Origin of the sequence: Streptomyces griseochromogenes (assembly GCF_001542625.1) — a bacterium.
GTDB classification, from domain to species: Bacteria; Actinomycetota; Actinomycetes; order Streptomycetales; family Streptomycetaceae; genus Streptomyces; species Streptomyces griseochromogenes.
The window spans coordinates 8,757,790-8,775,009 of record NZ_CP016279.1 but is presented as its reverse complement, the minus strand read 5'-3'; the positions used below and the strand labels follow the sequence as shown (position 1 = coordinate 8,775,009).

The following is a 17,220-nucleotide window of genomic DNA, read 5'->3' as shown; positions in this document are numbered from 1 at the left end:
TGGACGCTTCCTTGGTACGGAGTTGACGTCGCCCACCTCCCTTCGGGGCACATGATCCGCCTGATCAGCGGCTTCCCGCCGGTTGCCCGGCCCGGCACGCCGTCTCGGCATCCGGACGAGAACGCGGCAGGGGCGCCCACCGTGACGGCGGGCGCCCCTTCGCGAAGCGGGACGGATCAGACCTGGCCGGCCTTCTCCAGCGCGGCGCAGCAGGTGTCCACCAGCAGGCGGGTCACCACGTACGGGTCGACGTTGGCGTTCGGGCGGCGGTCCTCGATGTAGCCCTTGCCGTCCTTCTCGACCTGCCACGGGATGCGGACCGAGGCACCGCGGTCGGAGACGCCGTAGGAGAACTTGTCCCACGGGGCGGTCTCGTGCAGGCCCGTCAGACGGTCGTCGATGCCGGCGCCGTAGTTCTTGACGTGGTCGAGCGGCTTGGAGCCCTCGCCGAGCGATTCGCAGGCGGTGATGATCGCCTCGTAGCCCTCGCGCATCGCCTTGGTCGAGAAGTTGGTGTGCGCGCCCGCGCCGTTCCAGTCGCCCTTGACGGGCTTCGGGTCCAGGGTCGCGGAGACGCCGAAGTCCTCGGCGGTGCGGTAGAGCAGCCAACGGGCCACCCACAGCTGGTCGGAGACCTCCAGCGGGGAGACCGGGCCGACCTGGAACTCCCACTGGCCGGGCATGACCTCGGCGTTGATGCCGGAGATGGCGAGACCGGCCTTCAGGCAGTTCTCCAGGTGGGCCTCGACGATCTCGCGGCCGAAGATCTCGTCGGCGCCGACACCGCAGTAGTAGCCGCCCTGCGGGGCCGGGAAGCCGCCCTCGGGGAAGCCCAGCGGACGGGCGCCGTCGAAGAAGGTGTACTCCTGCTCGATGCCGAAGATCGGCTCCTGCGCGCCGAACCGCTCGGCGACCTCGGCCAGCGCGGCACGCGTGTTGGAGCGGTGCGGGGTCATGTCGATGTCGAGGACCTCGCACAGCACCAGGACGTCGTCGCCGCCGCGGATCGGGTCCGGGCAGGTGAAGACCGGCTTGAGCACGCGGTCCGAGGAGTGGCCCTCGGCCTGGTTGGTGGAGGACCCGTCGAAGCCCCAGATCGGCAGCGCGTCGAGACCGGCCGGGGCACCCGTGATGATCTTCGTCTTCGAACGGAGCTTGGCCGTCGGCGCGGTGCCGTCGATCCAGATGTACTCGGCCTTGAAGGTCACGGGGACACATCCTTCGGGGGTGGGTCGGGCGCACTCGGTGCGGGTGCTGCGGCGCTGCGGCACCGGGGCGCCGCGTCGAACTGCCCGGCAGCCTGTCAACAGGCGATTTCCCGGTCATTGCTCGTGTGTGAACCCCGTGTTACCTGGTGTTTCCGTGCTGCGGCTCACGTTGTGAGGTGTCGGTGGGCGGGGTATGGGTGCCCTCCGCCGCGGCCGTCCGCACCCCGTCGAGGAAGTCCCGGATCGCGGCCCGCTGATGGTCGTCGTAGCCGCGCAGCAGTTCCACCGACCGCTCGATCAGCGGCCCGAAGAAGGCCCACCCGAGGTCCACGGCGCCGTCCGTCACCTCCACGACGACCCTGCGCCGGTCGGTCTCCCCGCGCACCCGCCGCACATGGCCCGCCCGCTCCAGCCGGTCGAGCAGCGCCGTGGTTCCCGCCGAGTTGAGCCCGAGCGCGGCCCCGAGCCGCCCCGCGGTCGTCTCCGCGCCCGCCCGCCGCGCGTCCATCAGCGCGATCAGGGCGCGTACGTCCGTGGGGTGCATGCCGTTGTGCTGCGCGAACCGGGCGCTGTGCAGGCCGAGTTCGACGGCCGCGGCACGCAGCAGGTGGACGATCTCCATATCGGGCTGCACGCGGGGCCTCCGAGGTTATTATCTCGCCGAGCGAATATCTTGCTGAACGAGATAATAGGGGGCGGTCCCATGACCGGATACGACAGCGAGGTCTTCCGGGGCGCGTACGACGACGTCCTGGCGAAATGGCCCGCCCGGCACGAGGCGCTGACGGTCGCCACGCCCTTCGGCGACACCCGGGTCAACGCCTGCGGCCCGCGCGAAGCGCCCGCGCTGTTCCTGCTGCCCGGCGGCGGCCCGGCGACCTCGGTGTCCTGGTACGCCCAGACCGCGGAACTGGCCCGGACCCGCCGCATCTACGCCCCCGACCTGATCGGCGCCCCGGGCCTGAGCGCCCCGGCCGCCGACCGTCACCCCCGCACGGTCGCCGACCTGGCCGCCTGGCTGGACGCTCTCCTGGACGGCCTCGGCGTGGCCGGCACCGACCTGGGCGGACACTCCTACGGCGCCTGGATCGCCCTGCACTACGCGCTGCGCGCACCGTCCCGGGTACGCCGCCTGTTCCTCCTGGACCCGACCCAGTGCTTCGCCGGATACCGGGCGGCGTACCTGCTCCATGCCCTGCCGATGCTGCTGCGGCCCTCGCCCCGCCGGGTCCGCGCCTTCCTGGAGTGGGAGACCGGGGGAGGGGCCGCCCTGGACCCCGACTGGCTCACCCTCCAGGAGGCGGCCGCGGGATTTCCGTCCGCAAAGCCGGTGACGGGACCGCGGCCGTCGCCCGAGGCGCTGCGCGCCCTGGACGTGCCGGTCCTGCTGCTCGTGGCCGCGAACAGCAGGACCCATGACTCCCGTGAGGTGGCCGCCCGGGCCGCCGCGATGCTGCCGCACGTGGAGACCGCCGTACTGCCGGATGTCTCACACCACGCGCTGCCGCAGGCAGCACCCGCCGCCCTGGCCCGCCGCCTCACCGACTTCCTGTCGGTCCGCTGAGCCTCACCCCACCTTCTCGATCACCGCGTGGCGGATGAGGAACTTGCCCGGCTCCCGGACCTGTTCGAAGGCCGCGTTGTTGAGCAGGACGCAACTGCCGGAGGGGGAAGTGACCTTCACCGTGGTGGACTTGTTGTTGTCCAGGTTGGTGACCTTCAGGGTCGTCCCCGCCGGGAACGTGCCGCTGGATGCGGCCGGGGCGCCGCCCTCGCCGGAGAGCGTGACGGTCGAGCCCTTGCACACCTGCTGACCGGAGGCCGCGGCGGCGCCTGCGCCGTTGTCCCCCGCGGCACCGCCCTGCGCGCCCTGCTGACCCGCCTGCTGCCCGTTGCCCTGCTGCCCGTTACCCTGCTGGCCCTTGCCCTGGTGGCCCATCTGCTGACCGTTGCCCTGCTGGGCGTTGCCGTTCTGCGCCGCCTGGGAGCCCTGAGCCGACTCCCCAACCGTGCAGCCGGCCGCCTTCTGCTGGACCTCGATCTGCTTGAGGACCGCCTCGCGGTTGGCGATCCGGGCCGCCGACTGCGCGTCCGGATGTGCCTTCTGGTCCGCGATGAACTTGTCGTTGTTGCCATGGGCCGTGGCCAGCCCCTGGCAGACGTTCGAGTCCCCGGCGGACAGCGTCTTGGCGTTCTGCGGGCTCTGCGCGGCGTTCGAGGTGGACGCCAGCGCGAAGGCCCCGCCGCCCGCCACCGCCGCGGCACTGACGAGCAGCGCGATCTTCTTCTTCGTGCTGAGAGTTCTCCTGCGCGACATAACGCGCCTCCTGAAGAGGTAGGGGTGCGTACGCCGCTATGTACGAGATACCGAACGGGGTTACTCAGCGGTTGCAGGAGTAACTGAAGTAACCTGCGTCACAGTGAAGTTGAGCCTGCTTCAGCTCTCGCTCCGGGAGAGCGCCTCCTGCACGGCCTCGTCGGTGCGCGCCACCAGGGCGGTTCCGTCGTCGGCGGTGATGATCGGGCGCTGGATGAGCTTGGGGTGCTCGGCGAGGGCCGTGATCCACCGGTCCCGCGAAGTCTCGTCCCGGGCCCACTCCTTGAGCCCCAGCTCCTTGGCCGCGGCCTCCTGGGTGCGGGTGATGTCCCACGGCTCGAGACCGAGCCGTTCGAGCACGGCCTTGATCTCGTCCGCGCTCGGCACGTCCTCCAGATAGCGGCGGACGGTGTAGTCGGCTCCCTCGGCATCGAGCAGGCTGATCGCGCTGCGGCACTTGGAGCAGGCGGGATTGATCCAGATTTCCATGGGACCACGGTAGGGGAGAAGCGTCTCTCGCCTCGGTCGCCGTCCGGTGTCATGGTAAATGGCCTCATGTTGCCTCATGGCTCTCCTGGGCTTTCCATGGGAGCGTGGCGGCGGCATACGTGACCCGGCTCGTCGAGGGGCTGGAGGGTCACGTCGGACGCCCGGCGCTCGGGGGCTTCGGCCTCGGCGGTCGTGTGCTCGACCATGGCGCACTGCTCGCGGAGGTCTACCGGATCGCCGGTGTGCTGGGCGACGCGGGGGTGTGCCGCGGATCCGGCCTGGCGTGTGTGCTGGGCGAGAACCGGGCCCAGGCCCTGCTCCTGCGGACCGCCGCCCATGTCCTCGGCGCGCGGTTGACCCTGGTGGTGCGGGACGCGTCCACGTACGGAGTGGAGCATCTGCTCCGGGACTGCCGCCCGCGACTGGTGGTGCACGGCGTTCCGGTGCCGGACACGGGCGCACCGCGGCTGGCTCTGGCCGAGCTGCTCGGGCGGGCCGCGCGTCGTGAGGCGGTCGCGGTGCCCCTCGCGGCCCGCGAGGACGACATCGCCCGCGTGACGTACACGGGAGGCACCACCGGCAGGCCCAAGGGCGTCGCCACCACCTTCCGCGCGCTGGCGGCGCGTTCCGGTGCGTACGGCACCGAAGGGGATCGCGATCCAGGGACCTTCGTGTCGGTGACCTCCCTGGCCGCACGCTCCGGCGGCCGCTGTCTGGAACAGTGGCGGGCCGGCGGGCGGGTGGAAGTGCTGTCCGCCTTCGACGCGGGGCGGCTCGCGGCCGCGTGCCGGAGGCTGGGGCCCGCGTCGACCTATCTGATGCCGCCCATGATCTACCGGCTCCTCGAGGACCCCCGCACCGCCGAAGGGATCGAGGGCCTCGAAGCGATCAGCTACGGCGCTGCGCCGATCCTGCCGCAGCGGCTGCGGCAGGCGGTCGCCGCCTGGGGCTGTCGCTGGCAGCAGGGCTACGGAACGACCGAGGCCGCGGTCGTCACCCGGCTGGACCCCGCCGATCACACGGCGGCCGTCGCGGACCGGCCCTGGCTGCTCGGCTCGGCGGGCCGCCCGGCGGCCGGCGTGGAGATCGAGATACGGGAGGCAGGGGAGGCCGGGCGGCCCCTGCCCGCCGGACGGACCGGCGACGTATGGGTGCGCTCGGCCGCCCTGATGTCGGGCTACTGGATGCGGCCCGACCTCACGGCCGAGGTGCTGCGGGACGGGTGGCTGCGCACCGGCGACCTCGGACACCTCGACGGCGAGGGCTATCTCTACCTCGACGACCGGGCCAAGGACATGGTGGTGGTCGACGGGGACAACGTCTACAGCCTGCCCGTCGAAGCGGCCCTCGCCCGGCACCCCGCCGTCACCCAGGCCGCCGTGGTCGGCAGACCCAGTGCCGGGACGGGCGAGGAGGTCTGCGCCTTCCTCGTGCCGGCACCCGGCCGCGCGGCGAGCCGGAAGGCCGCCGCCGAGGCATGCGCACTGGTGGCGGAGAGGCTCGCCCCGGCACACCGGCCGACCGCCGTCTGGTGGACGCGGCGCCTGCCCCTCACCGCGAACGGCAAGGTGGACAAACGTGCCTTGCGTGCCCGGGCCATGGCCGGCCCCGGCCCGGGCTGACGCCCCTTCACCGATGGCTCTGTTCGAATTATCCGGCGCCTCGCGCGCCTCACCCGAACCTGCTGTGACGGGGCCTCAATTCATTTTCTCACCTGGACGTTTGCCGCACCCTGCGGACTGTCTGGATGTCAGTGCCGGCCAGTAGAATAGAGGCAGTGTTCGAGGGCGTCGCCGGGAGTTCCGGCGGGTGCCCTGACCACGACAGGAGGATGCCCGTGCCCGCTGCCGCCCTGAAGTCCAAGCCGCTGCCGACCCAGTCCACCGCCAAGCGTTCCGTGCTGTTCGACTCGCCCTACACACCGACGGAGAAGCGTCCGCTCCCGGCCGGGCGGCCGCGCGAGTGGTACGTCACGCACAACCGGCGCCTGAAGGCCATGCGCCTCGCCATAGCCCTGCTCGACTCCGGGGTCTACCTGCCGAACCAGGCCCGCAACGAGACCATCCGCAGCACGGCGGAGGAGATCGGCGTGCACCCGCCGTCGGACACGACGTGCCACATGGTGCGGGCGTTCATGCGCTACAGCCGGTGAGGCCGGCGCCGGGTGCCCCGCGCTGCCGGGGCACCCGACGCCGTCGCCACCGCAGGCCGAAGACCCACCTCACGCCGTCAACTCCCGCTCCAGCGGCGTACGGAACCGAGGAGTCACCCGCGTCGCCCCCAGCCACCCCCGCAACCGCCCGGCCTCCGCCGCGACCGCCGCCTCGGCCTCCCGGCGCGCGCCCTCCTCGGTGACGCGCCAGACGATCTCGCCGTCGGCGCGCTGGGCCCAGCCGCCCACCACCCGGCCGTTCCACCACACCGTCGGACCCACGTTGCCGCTGCGGTCGAAGAGGTCCCCGCGCAGTTCCGGCGCGAGGTACCAGTCGCGCCGCTGCCAGGCCATGGCCGTCGGGTCCAGGGCGGGGAGCAGGGCCGCCCAGGGCTCCTCGGGCGCCCGAACCGGGTCCGCGTCACCGTCGGCGACGTAGCCCGTGCCCTCGTCCAGGGTCACCTCCCGCGCGCCGACGGCGGACAGGGCCCTGCGGACCTCCGTCACCCGCCAGCCCGTCCACCACTTCAGGTCCGCCTCCGTCGCCGGGCCGCAGACTCTCAGCCACCTGTCCAGCAGGTCCGCCTGCGCCCGGGCCGCGTCCAGCTCCGGGTGCTCCGGTGCCGGTGCCCAGCGGAACTGGCTGGACGTCCACGAGCCCAGCGGTCGGCCGCGGACCACCTTGCCCTCGACGCCGAGGACGCGCAGCAGGCGCGAGGAGACCGTGTGCACGCCCTCGTAGCTCTTCCCGGCCGCGTACACGAACTGCTCGCGCAGACGCGGCTCGTCCGCCGCCAGCTCCGCCGCCGTCGCCTGGCCGCGCCGGGCCAGCGCGGCCAGCGTGGCCGTCTCGACCTCCGCCAGCCAGGCCGCGTCGGGGGCGCCCGCCTTGGCCATGTCCTTGAGGAGCGAGGCGCGTTCACGGGCCGCCACCGTGAGGCCCGTCGAGGCGTGCACGACCGCCGTCAGCTCCGTCGGGAACACGAACACCGTGTGGCGCATACCGTGCATGCGGACGAGCGCGCGGTCCTCGTACAGCGCCCGCTCCGTCTCCGGGACCGCCTTGGCCGGGTCGGCCAGCCGCGCCGCCACCGCCAGGAACACCGTCGCCGGGTCCGTGCCGTGCAGCGCCACCAGGGAGGCGGCGACCTCCTCGGGGTCCGTCGCCCGGGCGGTGGGCGCGAGGCGGTGCCGCAGGGCCAGCCGGGCCCGCCGCTCAGCCGTACCGATGTGCCGCCGTCGTACGTCGCTCATGCCGGCCTTCCCGTCCCGTCCGTCCCGTCCGCGCTGTCCTGCCCTCATGGTCGCCGATGCCACTGACAACCGGCCCCTTCACCCGTTCGCCCCGCTCCGCATGCGCGGGCCCGCCCGTCCGGCCTTCACTTCCAGCAGGAGGTGACGGCAAACGCGGGGAACCGCAGAAGGAGGCCGCCGTATGAGCATGACCGAGGTCCGCCCCCGGCGTGCCACTCCCGAGGCCCGTCCTCCGCGCGGCACCCCCGAGGCCCGCGCCCAGTGCGGCAGACAGGCCCGCAAGAAGGTCCCCCGCTCCGTACACGCCTTGTGGATCCCGTCCGCCGACCGGCCCGACCCCGTGGCCGTACTGGAGCGACAGGGCCGCGACCGGCTTCCCGAGCTGCTGCCGATACGTTACGGACGGATGTCCGCCTCGCCGCTGGCCTTCCTGCGCGGTGCCACCGCGGTGATGGCCGCCGACCTGGCCGTCCAGCCCCACACCGGGCTCACGGTGCAGCTGTGCGGCGACGCCCACCTGCTGAACTTCGGGCTCTACGCCTCCCCGGGACGCACCCCGCTCTTCGACCTGAACGACTTCGACGAGACCTTTCCCGGGCCCTTCGAATGGGACGTCAAGCGGCTCGCGGCCAGTGTGGCGGTGGCCGCGAGGGAGAACGGCCACAGCGGTGCCAAGATGCGAGCCGCGGCCCAGGCGGCCGTCACCGGGTACCGCACCGCGATGCGCCGGCTGGCCGGACTCGGAGAGCTGGCCGTCTGGTACGAACAGGTCGACGGCGACCGTCTGCTGCCCCTCGTCCACTCCGCCCGCCACAGGCGCCGCCTGGAATCCAGCCTCACCCGGACCCGCCGCCGCACCAGCCTCCAGGCCTACGGCAAGCTGACGGAGCTGGTCGACGGGCGGCGCCGGATCATCCACGACCCGCCGCTCCTGGAACCCGCCGGCGCCCCGGACATGGCCTCCCTGCGCAAGACCTTCAGCGACTACCGCTCCACCCTCCCCGAGGAGCGCCGCCATCTCCTGGACCGCTACCGGTTCACCGACGCCGCCCGCAAGATCGTCGGTATCGGCAGCGTCGGCCTGCGCTGCTTCATCGTGCTGCTCACCGGGCGGGACACCGACGACCTGCTGTTCCTGCAGATCAAGGAGGCACGGACGTCGGTGCTGGAGGAACATCTGCCGAGCGGGCCGTACGTCCATCCCGGGCACCGGGTGGTCGCCGGGCAGCGGCTGCTGCAGTCCGCCACCGACATCTTCCTCGGCTGGATGAGCGGACCCCAGGGCCGCGCCTTCTACTGGCGCAGGCTGCGCGACACGAAGGGCTCCGCCGAGGTCGCCGGCATGGACCCGGCCGACCTGCTCGCCTACGCCCGGCTGTGCGGCACCACCCTGGCCCGCGCCCACGCCCGCTCCGGCGACCGCATCGCCATCGCCGCCTACCTCGGCGGCGCCGACACCTTCGACCGCGCCGTCGCCGACTTCGCCCTCGCCTACGCCGCCCAGACCGCCGCCGACCACGCGGCCCTCGGCGCGGCCATCGGGGCGGGCGTGGTGACGGCGGAGCCGGGGGTGTGAGCCGGGACCGGCCGGGTCAGGCGTACCGCTCCAGCAGCCCGCCCACGTACGCCTCCAGCCGCTCGCGCATCACCCGCGGTGTCAGATCCGTACGGCCCAGCTCGCGCCACGGCCGGGCCAGTTTCCCGGCGTCGGGAAAGTAGGCCAGGGCGTCCAGCAGCCGCCAGTAGAGGTGGTCCGGCCCGTCCGCCAGGCCCTGGCCGCCCCGCGCCTCGTACCGGTCCCGGAAGGCGAGCCCCCGCGCCGGGCCGTGCAACAGGGCGAGCGCCGTCGAGCAGTGGGCGACGTCGAGGTCGGCCGGCCCCCACGAGGTCTCCACCCAGTCGACGACCCCGCTCACCCGCAGCCCGTCCCCGGCACCCGTGAACAGCACGTTCCCGGGGTGGTAGTCCCGGTGCAGGAAGCGGCCCCGGTACGGCGGCGGGTCGCGGCGGATCACGTCCACCGCCCGTGCCCACATCCCGCCGTCCGGGGTGCGCAGCCGTTCCGCCGACGTCCACGCCTGATAGGTGCGCGGACGGTCCTCGGGCTCGACCGCGTGGATCCGGACCAGCTGGGCGGCGAGCAGGTCCAGACGCCGGTCCAGCGCCTCCCGGTCCTCCTCGTCCACCCGCACCAGGCCCGGCAGCCGGGTCATCAGCAGCGAGGGGTGGTCGCAGTGGTCGCCGGTGGCGTCCACGGCGACCAGAGCCGGTGCCGGGATGCCCTCCTGCCCCGCGAGCAGACCGAGGACGGCTGCCTCCCGGGACAGCAGGCCCAGGGCGTGCCGGCGGAAGAACGGCTTCACGAAGGTGCGCAGCACCAGCTCCTCGCCGTCGTCGAGGGTGAGCCCGCGCATCTGGGAGGACCAGCCCCCGGCAAGCCGCTGGGAGCCGGCGACCGTACGGCCCCGCGGAAGCCGCTCGGCCACCCAGCGCCGTGTCGCCGCCCAGCCCGCTTCCTCCAGCCCGCCGAGCAGGGCTGCGGCGAACTCCCGCCGGTCCCCGGCGTGGTCGCGGAACCAGAGCCCCAACCGGTGCTCGGCGTCCGGGAGTTCGAAGCGCGTGTACTGGGCGCGGGCCGCCAGTGCCTCCTGTACGGCCTCGGTCACCTCCGGCGGGATGACCTCGTCCGTGCCCGGCACCGCCAGCACCGCCCGGCCCTCGTACGCCCGCAGCACCTCCAGGGCCGGGGAGTCGCGCCAGCTGCCGGGGGTGCGGATGATCTCGCTGAACCGGCCCCGGCCGTCACCGAAGGGCACGTCCCAGGCCTGGGGTGCGTAGACGGCGGGTGCGCACAGGCCCACGGCCGCCACCCGCTGTCCGTAGTGGCGGGCGAGGTCCGCCACCGTCTGTCCGCTCATGCTGAACCCCACCAGGACCAGCGGGTCGCGGGCCGGAGCCTGCGCGTCGATCACCGCCGCCGCCTGCTCGAACCGGCGCCGCAGGCTCAACTCCGAGAGCTCTCCGGTGCTTTCCCCGTGTCCGGAGAAGTCGAGAGCCAGGGCGTGGCAGCCGTGCGCGGCGAACTCGGCGAGCAGCGGCAGCAGCCGTTCCTTGCTGCCGTTGCCGGCCCCGTGCAGGAGGACGGCGGTCGCCCGTCCGCGCGGGCCGGCCCTCACCGCGCTGAGCCGCTCACCGTCGTACATGTGCGTGATCGCGTCGTACTCGCAAGGGAGACCCGGGAGTTCGCTCATACGTGCCATTCACTCACATCCGCCGGACGGCACGGAAAACGAGGTGCACCCGTGGTAGCGGTCTCCCTACGCTGAACAAACGTCGCGAAGCCGACACGTTCCCCTTCCCGCACGCACGCCGCACTCACCCCACGGAGGTCCGTCATGACTGGCATCGTCGTCGCCGGGACCGTCGTCCTGGTGATTCTCGGATTCGGAAACCACATCTGGTGGCTCGCCGCCGCCGCGCTGCTCTATCTGTACGTGAAGCACGGTCGGGGCTCGCCCGGCGCGGCCCCGCCGGCCGGTTCGGGCACGCCGCCCGACTCCTACCGGGCCTACCGCGAGCGCCGGGACCGCCAGGCCAAGTGGGAGCGCCGCTACCGCCGCGAGCGCCCCTTCGAGGCCCGGCGCCAGGAGCGGGAGAAGAGCAGGTGAGCCCCGGGGGCGCCGCCGGTCACAGGCCGGGGGCGCCCCACACCGGGAACCAGCGGCTCAGGTCCTGCTCGATCCTGAGGTCGCTCGCGAGAGCCGCCTTCATCTGCAGCTCCAGCGCGCTGTCCCGTCGATCGGCGGTGCCGGGCAGCGGCGCGAAAGGATAGAAGGTGCCGCGCTTGTAGAGGTAGACGAGGGCCAGCATGCGGCCGGTGTCGTCCGCGAACGCGGCCAGGGAGCACAGCAGCTGCGGTCCGAAGCCGTTGGCCTCCATCGAGCTGTTCACCGCGTGCAGGTCGTTGACCAGCTGGGGCAGCTGGTCGGGGGACCGCCGGGAGAGCAGCCAGGAGTAGCCGTAGCCGTCCTGGCTCATTTCCACCGGAGGACCGGCGCGCTCGGCGTCCGCGTCGAGCAGCGCCTGGACCTCCCGGTGGGTCTGCTCGAAGGCCGCGCCCTCGACCGTGGCGAAGCACACCGCGCCGTTGCCGGTCGGGGTGAACCCGGCCGCCGCCTGGAGCGTCACGGCCGCCGACGGCAGCGCGAACAGCTGGTCCAGATCGGGTGCGACCGGTTTCGTACGGCCCAGCAGGATGTCCAGCAGCCCCAAGGTTCAGCCCGCCTTGCCCGGCGCGGCCGCCTCGCCCAGCTCCGTGGAGATACGGCCCAGCTGCTCCAGGCGCTGTTCCAGCGTCGGGTGGGTGGAGAAGAACCGCTCGATGCCGGGCTCCTTGCCGGTCGCGGGGGTGAAGTAGAAGGCGTTGAAGGCCTGGGCCGTGCGCAGGTCCTTGGTCGGGATCCGGGCGATCTCCCCGGAGACCTTGGTGAGCGCCGACGCCAGCGCCGAGGGCCGGCCGGTCAGGTGCGCGGCGGCCCGGTCGGCCGCCAGCTCCCGGTACCGGGACAGGGCCCGGATCAGCAGGAAGCTGATCGCGTACACGGCCGCCGATACCCCCATCACCCCGGCGAACACGATCGCGGTGTTCTGGTCCCTGCGGCCCCCGCCGAAGACCTGCGAGTAGAAGGCGAACCGCACGATCAGCCCGGCGATCACGCCGAGGAACGACGCGACCGTGATCACGGCGACGTCCTTGTGCGCGACGTGCGACAGCTCGTGCGCCAGCACGCCTTCCAGCTCGGCGGGCTCCAGCCGCCGCAGCAGCCCCGTGGTCACACAGACCACGGCGTGATCGGGATTGCGGCCGGTCGCGAACGCGTTCGGCATGTCCATATCGGACACGGCGACCACCGGCTTCGGCATGTCCGCGATCGCGCACAGCCGGTCGACCACCGCGTGCAGCTCGGGATACTCCTCCCGCTCCACGACCCGCCCGCGCATGGCGAACATCGCGATCCGGTCGGAGAACCAGAACTGCGCCACGAACATCGCGCCGACCAGGACGACGACCAGCAGCCAGGACTTCAGCAACACGATCAACGCGGCGACGAACGCCACGTACAGCAGCCCGAGCAGGAACAGCGTGACCGTCATGCGCACGGTCAGCCGCCGATCGCTCTGGAAGCGGCTCTGCATCTGCATCACCCCGCAGTCACGCACTCGTCCCGCTGTCCAGTGTGCACCTGCGGACCGCCATGAGGAGGTCGCGCGCAGATCTAGGGGCAGCAAAGGCTTCCTGTGCGCCGGGGCGCTCGGCCGAGGCGGGAGCGGGCCTCGGCGAGCAGCTCCGCGACCTCGGGCCCGGACCGGCTCCGCGCACCCCACCGCAGGGCCCGCCGCACGGTCAGCTCGGCCCGCGTCCGCAGCCGCTCGTCCGCGTCGCCGAGCAGGGTCACCGCCGCCCGCAGCCGTGCGACCTCGCCGTGCGCGTGCAGCAGCCGCTGCGCCGACACGCGCACGCACCGGGGCCGCTCCGGCGCCAGCCGGGCGGCCAGCCACGCCTGCGGCAGCAGCGCGGCGGAGGGGAGCAGGGCGAGGGTGGCCTCGCCGACGACCCCCGGTGCCGGATCGTCCAGCATCCGCCGCATCCGCGGTACGTCCGTCACGTCCAGCAGGCGCAGCCCGGCCACCGCCCTCGCCCGGACGCCGGGCGCCGGGTGGTCCAGCAGCGGCCACAGCAGGGCGGCGTCCGCGCGGGTCCCGCACTCCGCGAGCCCGACGGCGGCACCCGGCGGCAGTGCCGGGTCACCGGGGCCGGCGCACCGCTCGCGGTACCAGGGCAGCGGATCGGTCCCGTACTGCCGCACGACATACCGGGCACAGGCCCGCACCAGCGCCGACCGGTCCGCGAGAAACCCGACGGCCTGCTCCGGCCGCCGGAGTCTGCGCAGCGCGGTCACTCCGGCGGACCGGGCCCGCGGGCCCGGGGCACCGAGCAGCGCCCCCAGCACGTCTTCCGCGTCCTCGTCCGTCACGGCGGCGAGGGCGGCCTCGGCGCACAGGCTCTGGACGACGGCGTCGTCGTCCCGGGCCGCCGCGCGGGCCAGCGCGGCCGGGGAGAGGAACCCCTCCTCGACGGCGAGTCCGTACGCGAAACGGCGTACGGGGCGGTCGGGGGAGGCCAGGAGCGGGGTCAGCCCTTCGCCGGGCGCCCGCCGCAGCACCTCGCCGAGCAGACCGAGGGCGAAGTCGCCCCGGTGGCGGTCGCCGAGGCGCCGGACCAGCGGGGCGAGCCATGCGGCCGTCCGCGCGTCCAGGGCCTCGGCGAGCCGTTTCCTGGCCCGTTCCCGCACCGGCTGCGCCCAGTCCGTGCACCGCACCGCCACCAGCGGCAGCAGCGTCGGAAGCCCGGCGACCCGCCCGAGCGCCTTGTGCCGGATCCGGCCGTCACGGTGACACAGGGCGAGCGCGAGCTGCCCCTCGGTGAGCGGGCCGTCGCCGCGCAGGACGGCGGTCAGCGAGCGCCCGCCGTCCGTCTCCTCCCAGGAGGGCACGACGTACGGGGGGAAGGACCACTCGTCGGCCCGCGCGCCCTCGTCCAGCGCCAGCCAGGCCGCCGGATCGCCGGTGTCGAGGACGTCCCGCAGCCCGGCACCCGCGACCAGCCGCCGTGCGGCCGCCGCCCCGTCCCTGATCTCCTCCTGCACCCGCCGTCCCCTTAATAGGGGGAGCGCATCTGCGCGTACCCCAGCAGGACTATCACCGCGGCCACACAGCCGAGCACCACCACCGTCGACACCCACGACGAGCGCCGCGGCGCGGCCGACTCCGGGTCGGCGCGGAAGGGCGCCGGGTCGGGCGGGTTCTCCTTCCAGCGGGCGGCGAGCATCCGGGCCCGCGCCGAGGGCTCCTTGTGCTCGGCGGAATTCGCCCACCTGTGATCGAACTCGCGCTCCCAGTCGTCCTGTTCGGTCATCCCCGTTCAACCTCTCTCGTCGGACAGAACCAGGAGGATGATCCCCCAAGAGTAGGAAACATGGGAAGCGCCGAAGGTTGCGCGCTCGGCCGTCACCTCCCGCCGATCTCCCGGGATGCTGGGTGGTCGCCGGGCGGCTAGCATCTACAGATGAGAGCCGCGCCACAGGGTGCGCCAGACAGCGCAATCCCCCGAATCGCAGGGGACTGAGAGCCCTGATTCCACTACACGGGCGGCAATACCAACGACCACGCCGGGCATCGTGCTCCGGGTCCGTGGCCATCCGTCTCGTGCCTCGATGACGACCGCACGAGGGGGTGGAAGGAGGGCAGATCGATGAATGCACACCGCGTGAGGCGTTTTGCCGCCGCGTCCGCCATCGGTGTTCTGATGGCGAGCGGAATCGCGATCGGCACCGCCGGTACCGCGTCGGCAGCCACCCCGACCCAGGTCTCCACCAACCGTGGCTGCTTCTACGGCGGGTTCGGCAACTGCTTCTACGGCAACGGCTTCGGCTTCCGCAACAACGGTTTCTACGGCAACGGCTTCGGCTACGGCAACGGGTTCGGCTACGGCAACGGCTACGGCTTCAACAGCAACCCGGTCGTAGTGGTGGTCGTCGGCTGACGGCGGAGGTAACGGACCACACACGGCCGAGGGCCGCCACCCGGAGCGATTCCGGATGGCGGCCCTCATGGCCGAAGCGCGCGACGCGGGCCGCGCGGCCCGGTCACACGTCGAAGTACAGCTCGAACTCGTGCGGGTGCGGACGCAGCTGCAGCGGCGCGATCTCGGTGGTGCGCTTGAGGTCGATCCACGTCTCGATCAGGTCCGGCGTGAACACGTCGCCCTGGAGGAGGAACTCGTGGTCGGCCTCGAGCGAGTCGAGGACGGCCGGCAGCGACGTCGGGACCTGGGCCACGTTCGCGTGCTCCTCGGGAGCCAGCTCGTAGAGGTCCTTGTCGATCGGCTCGGCCGGCTCGATCTTGTTCTTGATGCCGTCCAGGCCCGCGAGGAGCAGGGCGGAGAAGGCCAGGTACGGGTTGCCGGAGGAGTCCGGGGCGCGGAACTCGACGCGCTTGGCCTTCGGGTTCGAGCCGGTGATCGGGATACGCATGGCCGCCGAGCGGTTGCGCTGCGAGTACACCAGGTTGATCGGCGCCTCGAAGCCCGGCACCAGACGGTGGTACGAGTTCACCGTCGGGTTGGTGAAGGCCAGCAGCGACGGAGCGTGCTTGAGGATGCCGCCGATGTAGTAGCGGGCGGTGTCCGACAGGCCCGCGTAACCGGCCTCGTCGTAGAACAGCGGGTCGCCGTTGCTCCACAGCGACTGGTGCACGTGCATGCCCGAGCCGTTGTCGCCGAAGATCGGCTTCGGCATGAAGGTCGCGGTCTTGCCGTTGCGCCAGGCCACGTTCTTCACGATGTACTTGAAGAGCTGGAGGTCGTCGGCGGCGGAGAGCAGCGTGTTGAACTTGTAGTTGATCTCCGCCTGGCCGGCGGTGCCCACCTCGTGGTGCTGGCGCTCGACCTTCAGGCCGGCCTTGTCCAGCTCCAGGGAGATCTCGGCGCGCAGGTCGGCGAAGTGGTCGACCGGCGGGACCGGGAAGTAGCCGCCCTTGTAGCGGACCTTGTACCCACGGTTGTCCTCCAGGGCGCCGGTGTTCCAGGCGCCCGCCTCGGAGTCGATGTGGTAGAAGGACTCGTTCGCGCTGGTCGCGAAGCGGACGGAGTCGAAGACGTAGAACTCGGCCTCGGGACCGAAGTACGCGGTGTCCGCGATACCGGTCGAGGCGAGGTAGGCCTCGGCCTTCTTCGCCACGTTGCGCGGGTCACGGGAGTACTGCTCGCCCGTGATCGGGTCGTGGATGAAGAAGTTGATGTTCAGCGTCTTGTCACGGCGGAAGGGGTCGACCCGGGCGGTCGACAGGTCCGCGCGCAGCGCCATGTCGGACTCGTGGATGGCCTGGAAACCACGGATCGACGATCCGTCGAAGGCGAGCTCCTCGTCCGGGTCGAACGCCTCGACGGGCACCGTGAAGTGCTGCATGACGCCCGGCAGGTCGCAGAAGCGGACGTCGACGAACTTGACGTCCTCGTCCGCGATGAACTTCTTGGCCTCGTCGGCGTTCTGGAACATCCAGCTCCTCCTACTCCCGACCGTCCTCGCCGGGGTGGTAGATCGTTCGTGCGGCCAGTGCGGTGGCACACGCTGGTCTCGACCCTAGGGACGGGTGATTTCTCGGGCGTGACCCATTTGTTTCGCAGAAGTTAACCGGCCACGGTTCCACCGTAGCGCCGACACACCCCTCGGCGCCGTGCCCGAAACCGGGCGCAGTACCGTGTTCGGGTGGACAACAGGCAAGCAATCGGATCGTGGCTGTCCGGGCCGCGCGCGGCGATGGAAGAAGCCGGTGCCGACTTCGGATACCGGGGCGAGCAGCTCGGCCTCCCCGAGGAGGGACCGAACTCGATCGCCCGGCCCGGCAGGCGGCTCGGGGCACTGGCCGTCGACTGGGGCCTGTGCGTGTTGATCGCATACGGCCTGATCACGCACGGCTACAGCCCCGCCACCAGCAACTGGGCGCTGCTCGTCTTCTTCGTGATGAGCGCCCTGACGGTCGGCACGATCGGCTTCACCCCGGGCAAGCGCCTGTTCGGCATCCGGGTCGTGGCCCTTCGGACCGGCACGGTCAACCCGCTGCGCTCCCTGCTGCGCACCGTGCTGCTGTGCCTCGCGATCCCCGCGCTGATCTGGGACCGGGACGGCCGCGGCCTGCACGACCGCATCGCGCAGACCGTCGAGGTCCGCGCCTAGCGCCCG

18 protein-coding genes are annotated in these 17,220 nt (G+C 72.3%); 7 read left to right on the top strand and 11 right to left on the bottom strand.

The annotated features are described in order from the left end of the window. Positions 1-176: 176 nt before the first annotated feature. Positions 177-1,208, bottom strand: a complete 1,032-nt coding sequence (glnII, locus tag AVL59_RS38095; protein WP_067313745.1) for a glutamine synthetase — start codon at positions 1,206-1,208, stop codon at positions 177-179. 139 nt (positions 1,209-1,347) lie between these two features. Beyond that, complete coding sequence (locus tag AVL59_RS38090) at positions 1,348-1,830, bottom strand: MarR family winged helix-turn-helix transcriptional regulator (RefSeq protein ID WP_067313743.1); 483 nt, start codon at positions 1,828-1,830, stop codon at positions 1,348-1,350. 81 nt (positions 1,831-1,911) lie between these two features. Between AVL59_RS38090 and AVL59_RS38085 the strand changes: the two genes are divergently transcribed. Continuing rightward, on the top strand, positions 1,912-2,772 hold the full coding sequence (locus tag AVL59_RS38085; protein WP_067313741.1) for an alpha/beta fold hydrolase: 861 nt from the start codon (positions 1,912-1,914) through the stop codon (positions 2,770-2,772). Between the two features lie 3 nt (positions 2,773-2,775). On the opposite strand, the gene AVL59_RS38080 is transcribed toward AVL59_RS38085, so the two are convergent. Further along, positions 2,776-3,525, bottom strand: a complete 750-nt coding sequence (locus tag AVL59_RS38080; RefSeq protein WP_067313739.1) for an RlpA-like double-psi beta-barrel domain-containing protein — start codon at positions 3,523-3,525, stop codon at positions 2,776-2,778. Between the two features lie 120 nt (positions 3,526-3,645). Continuing rightward, positions 3,646-4,014 (bottom strand): arsenate reductase family protein, encoded by a 369-nt coding sequence (locus tag AVL59_RS38075; protein ID WP_067313737.1) that lies wholly within the window; start codon positions 4,012-4,014, stop codon positions 3,646-3,648. Positions 4,015-4,118: 104 nt separating this feature from the next. Between AVL59_RS38075 and AVL59_RS38070 the strand changes: the two genes are divergently transcribed. Next, positions 4,119-5,636, top strand: coding sequence for a class I adenylate-forming enzyme family protein (locus AVL59_RS38070; protein WP_067313735.1), 1,518 nt, complete (start codon positions 4,119-4,121; stop codon positions 5,634-5,636). 215 nt (positions 5,637-5,851) lie between these two features. After that, the gene (locus AVL59_RS38065) at positions 5,852-6,166 is read left to right on the top strand and encodes a hypothetical protein (RefSeq protein WP_067318229.1); all 315 of its coding nucleotides are present in this window, start codon (positions 5,852-5,854) and stop codon (positions 6,164-6,166) included. Between the two features lie 69 nt (positions 6,167-6,235). On the opposite strand, the gene AVL59_RS38060 is transcribed toward AVL59_RS38065, so the two are convergent. Beyond that, positions 6,236-7,420 (bottom strand): winged helix DNA-binding domain-containing protein, encoded by a 1,185-nt coding sequence (locus AVL59_RS38060; RefSeq protein WP_067313733.1) that lies wholly within the window; start codon positions 7,418-7,420, stop codon positions 6,236-6,238. 181 nt (positions 7,421-7,601) lie between these two features. Here AVL59_RS38060 and AVL59_RS38055 point away from each other — a divergent pair, with 181 nt between their 5' ends. Further along, positions 7,602-8,996: a DUF2252 domain-containing protein gene (locus tag AVL59_RS38055; protein ID WP_067313731.1), complete on the top strand. Its 1,395-nt coding sequence runs from the start codon at positions 7,602-7,604 to the stop codon at positions 8,994-8,996. A 16-nt stretch (positions 8,997-9,012) separates the two neighbouring features. Here AVL59_RS38055 and AVL59_RS38050 read toward each other — a convergent pair whose 3' ends face one another. After that, positions 9,013-10,671, bottom strand: coding sequence for an alpha/beta fold hydrolase (locus AVL59_RS38050; RefSeq protein ID WP_099053190.1), 1,659 nt, complete (start codon positions 10,669-10,671; stop codon positions 9,013-9,015). Between the two features lie 144 nt (positions 10,672-10,815). On the opposite strand from AVL59_RS38050, the gene AVL59_RS38045 reads away from it, so the two are divergent. Next, positions 10,816-11,088 carry a hypothetical protein gene (locus AVL59_RS38045; RefSeq protein WP_067313728.1) on the top strand — a complete coding sequence of 91 codons (273 nt, stop codon included), beginning with the start codon at positions 10,816-10,818 and terminating at the stop codon, positions 11,086-11,088. A 19-nt stretch (positions 11,089-11,107) separates the two neighbouring features. Here the strand turns inward: AVL59_RS38045 and pspAB are convergent, their stop codons facing one another. The 4 genes from pspAB to AVL59_RS38025 all read right to left on the bottom strand — a co-directional run bounded on the left by pspAB (position 11,108) and on the right by AVL59_RS38025 (position 14,396). Then, on the bottom strand, positions 11,108-11,692 hold the full coding sequence (gene pspAB / locus AVL59_RS38040) for a PspA-associated protein PspAB (protein ID WP_067313727.1): 585 nt from the start codon (positions 11,690-11,692) through the stop codon (positions 11,108-11,110). A 3-nt stretch (positions 11,693-11,695) separates the two neighbouring features. Further along, the gene (htpX, locus tag AVL59_RS38035; protein WP_067318227.1) at positions 11,696-12,616 is read right to left on the bottom strand and encodes a zinc metalloprotease HtpX; all 921 of its coding nucleotides are present in this window, start codon (positions 12,614-12,616) and stop codon (positions 11,696-11,698) included. Between the two features lie 80 nt (positions 12,617-12,696). Then, the gene (locus AVL59_RS38030) at positions 12,697-14,127 is read right to left on the bottom strand and encodes a hypothetical protein (protein ID WP_237281783.1); all 1,431 of its coding nucleotides are present in this window, start codon (positions 14,125-14,127) and stop codon (positions 12,697-12,699) included. Positions 14,128-14,138: 11 nt separating this feature from the next. Further along, on the bottom strand, positions 14,139-14,396 hold the full coding sequence (locus AVL59_RS38025; protein ID WP_067313725.1) for an SCO2583/SCO2584 N-terminal domain-containing protein: 258 nt from the start codon (positions 14,394-14,396) through the stop codon (positions 14,139-14,141). A 336-nt stretch (positions 14,397-14,732) separates the two neighbouring features. Here AVL59_RS38025 and AVL59_RS38020 point away from each other — a divergent pair, with 336 nt between their 5' ends. Beyond that, complete coding sequence (locus tag AVL59_RS38020; protein WP_099053189.1) at positions 14,733-15,023, top strand: hypothetical protein; 291 nt, start codon at positions 14,733-14,735, stop codon at positions 15,021-15,023. A 103-nt stretch (positions 15,024-15,126) separates the two neighbouring features. Here the strand turns inward: AVL59_RS38020 and glnA are convergent, their stop codons facing one another. Next, positions 15,127-16,536: a type I glutamate--ammonia ligase gene (glnA, locus tag AVL59_RS38015; RefSeq protein ID WP_067313723.1), complete on the bottom strand. Its 1,410-nt coding sequence runs from the start codon at positions 16,534-16,536 to the stop codon at positions 15,127-15,129. Positions 16,537-16,746: 210 nt separating this feature from the next. Here glnA and AVL59_RS38010 point away from each other — a divergent pair, with 210 nt between their 5' ends. After that, the gene (locus AVL59_RS38010; RefSeq protein WP_067313721.1) at positions 16,747-17,214 is read left to right on the top strand and encodes an RDD family protein; all 468 of its coding nucleotides are present in this window, start codon (positions 16,747-16,749) and stop codon (positions 17,212-17,214) included. Positions 17,215-17,220 lie beyond the last annotated feature (6 nt).

What these genes read in the sequence shown, in the direction of transcription:
- AVL59_RS38080 (WP_067313739.1), bottom strand. Translation starts at nt 3,525, where the DNA reads ATGTCGCGCAGGAGAACTCTCAGCACGAAGAAGAAGATCGCGCTGCTC.
- AVL59_RS38055 (WP_067313731.1), top strand. Translation starts at nt 7,602, where the DNA reads ATGAGCATGACCGAGGTCCGCCCCCGGCGTGCCACTCCCGAGGCCCGT.
- AVL59_RS38020 (WP_099053189.1), top strand. Translation starts at nt 14,733, where the DNA reads ATGAATGCACACCGCGTGAGGCGTTTTGCCGCCGCGTCCGCCATCGGT.
- AVL59_RS38060 (WP_067313733.1), bottom strand. Translation starts at nt 7,420, where the DNA reads ATGAGCGACGTACGACGGCGGCACATCGGTACGGCTGAGCGGCGGGCC.
- glnA (WP_067313723.1), bottom strand. Translation starts at nt 16,536, where the DNA reads ATGTTCCAGAACGCCGACGAGGCCAAGAAGTTCATCGCGGACGAGGAC.
- AVL59_RS38085 (WP_067313741.1), top strand. Translation starts at nt 1,912, where the DNA reads ATGACCGGATACGACAGCGAGGTCTTCCGGGGCGCGTACGACGACGTC.
- AVL59_RS38025 (WP_067313725.1), bottom strand. Translation starts at nt 14,396, where the DNA reads ATGACCGAACAGGACGACTGGGAGCGCGAGTTCGATCACAGGTGGGCG.
- AVL59_RS38045 (WP_067313728.1), top strand. Translation starts at nt 10,816, where the DNA reads ATGACTGGCATCGTCGTCGCCGGGACCGTCGTCCTGGTGATTCTCGGA.
- AVL59_RS38050 (WP_099053190.1), bottom strand. Translation starts at nt 10,671, where the DNA reads ATGAGCGAACTCCCGGGTCTCCCTTGCGAGTACGACGCGATCACGCAC.
- AVL59_RS38090 (WP_067313743.1), bottom strand. Translation starts at nt 1,830, where the DNA reads ATGGAGATCGTCCACCTGCTGCGTGCCGCGGCCGTCGAACTCGGCCTG.
- htpX (WP_067318227.1), bottom strand. Translation starts at nt 12,616, where the DNA reads ATGCAGAGCCGCTTCCAGAGCGATCGGCGGCTGACCGTGCGCATGACG.
- AVL59_RS38075 (WP_067313737.1), bottom strand. Translation starts at nt 4,014, where the DNA reads ATGGAAATCTGGATCAATCCCGCCTGCTCCAAGTGCCGCAGCGCGATC.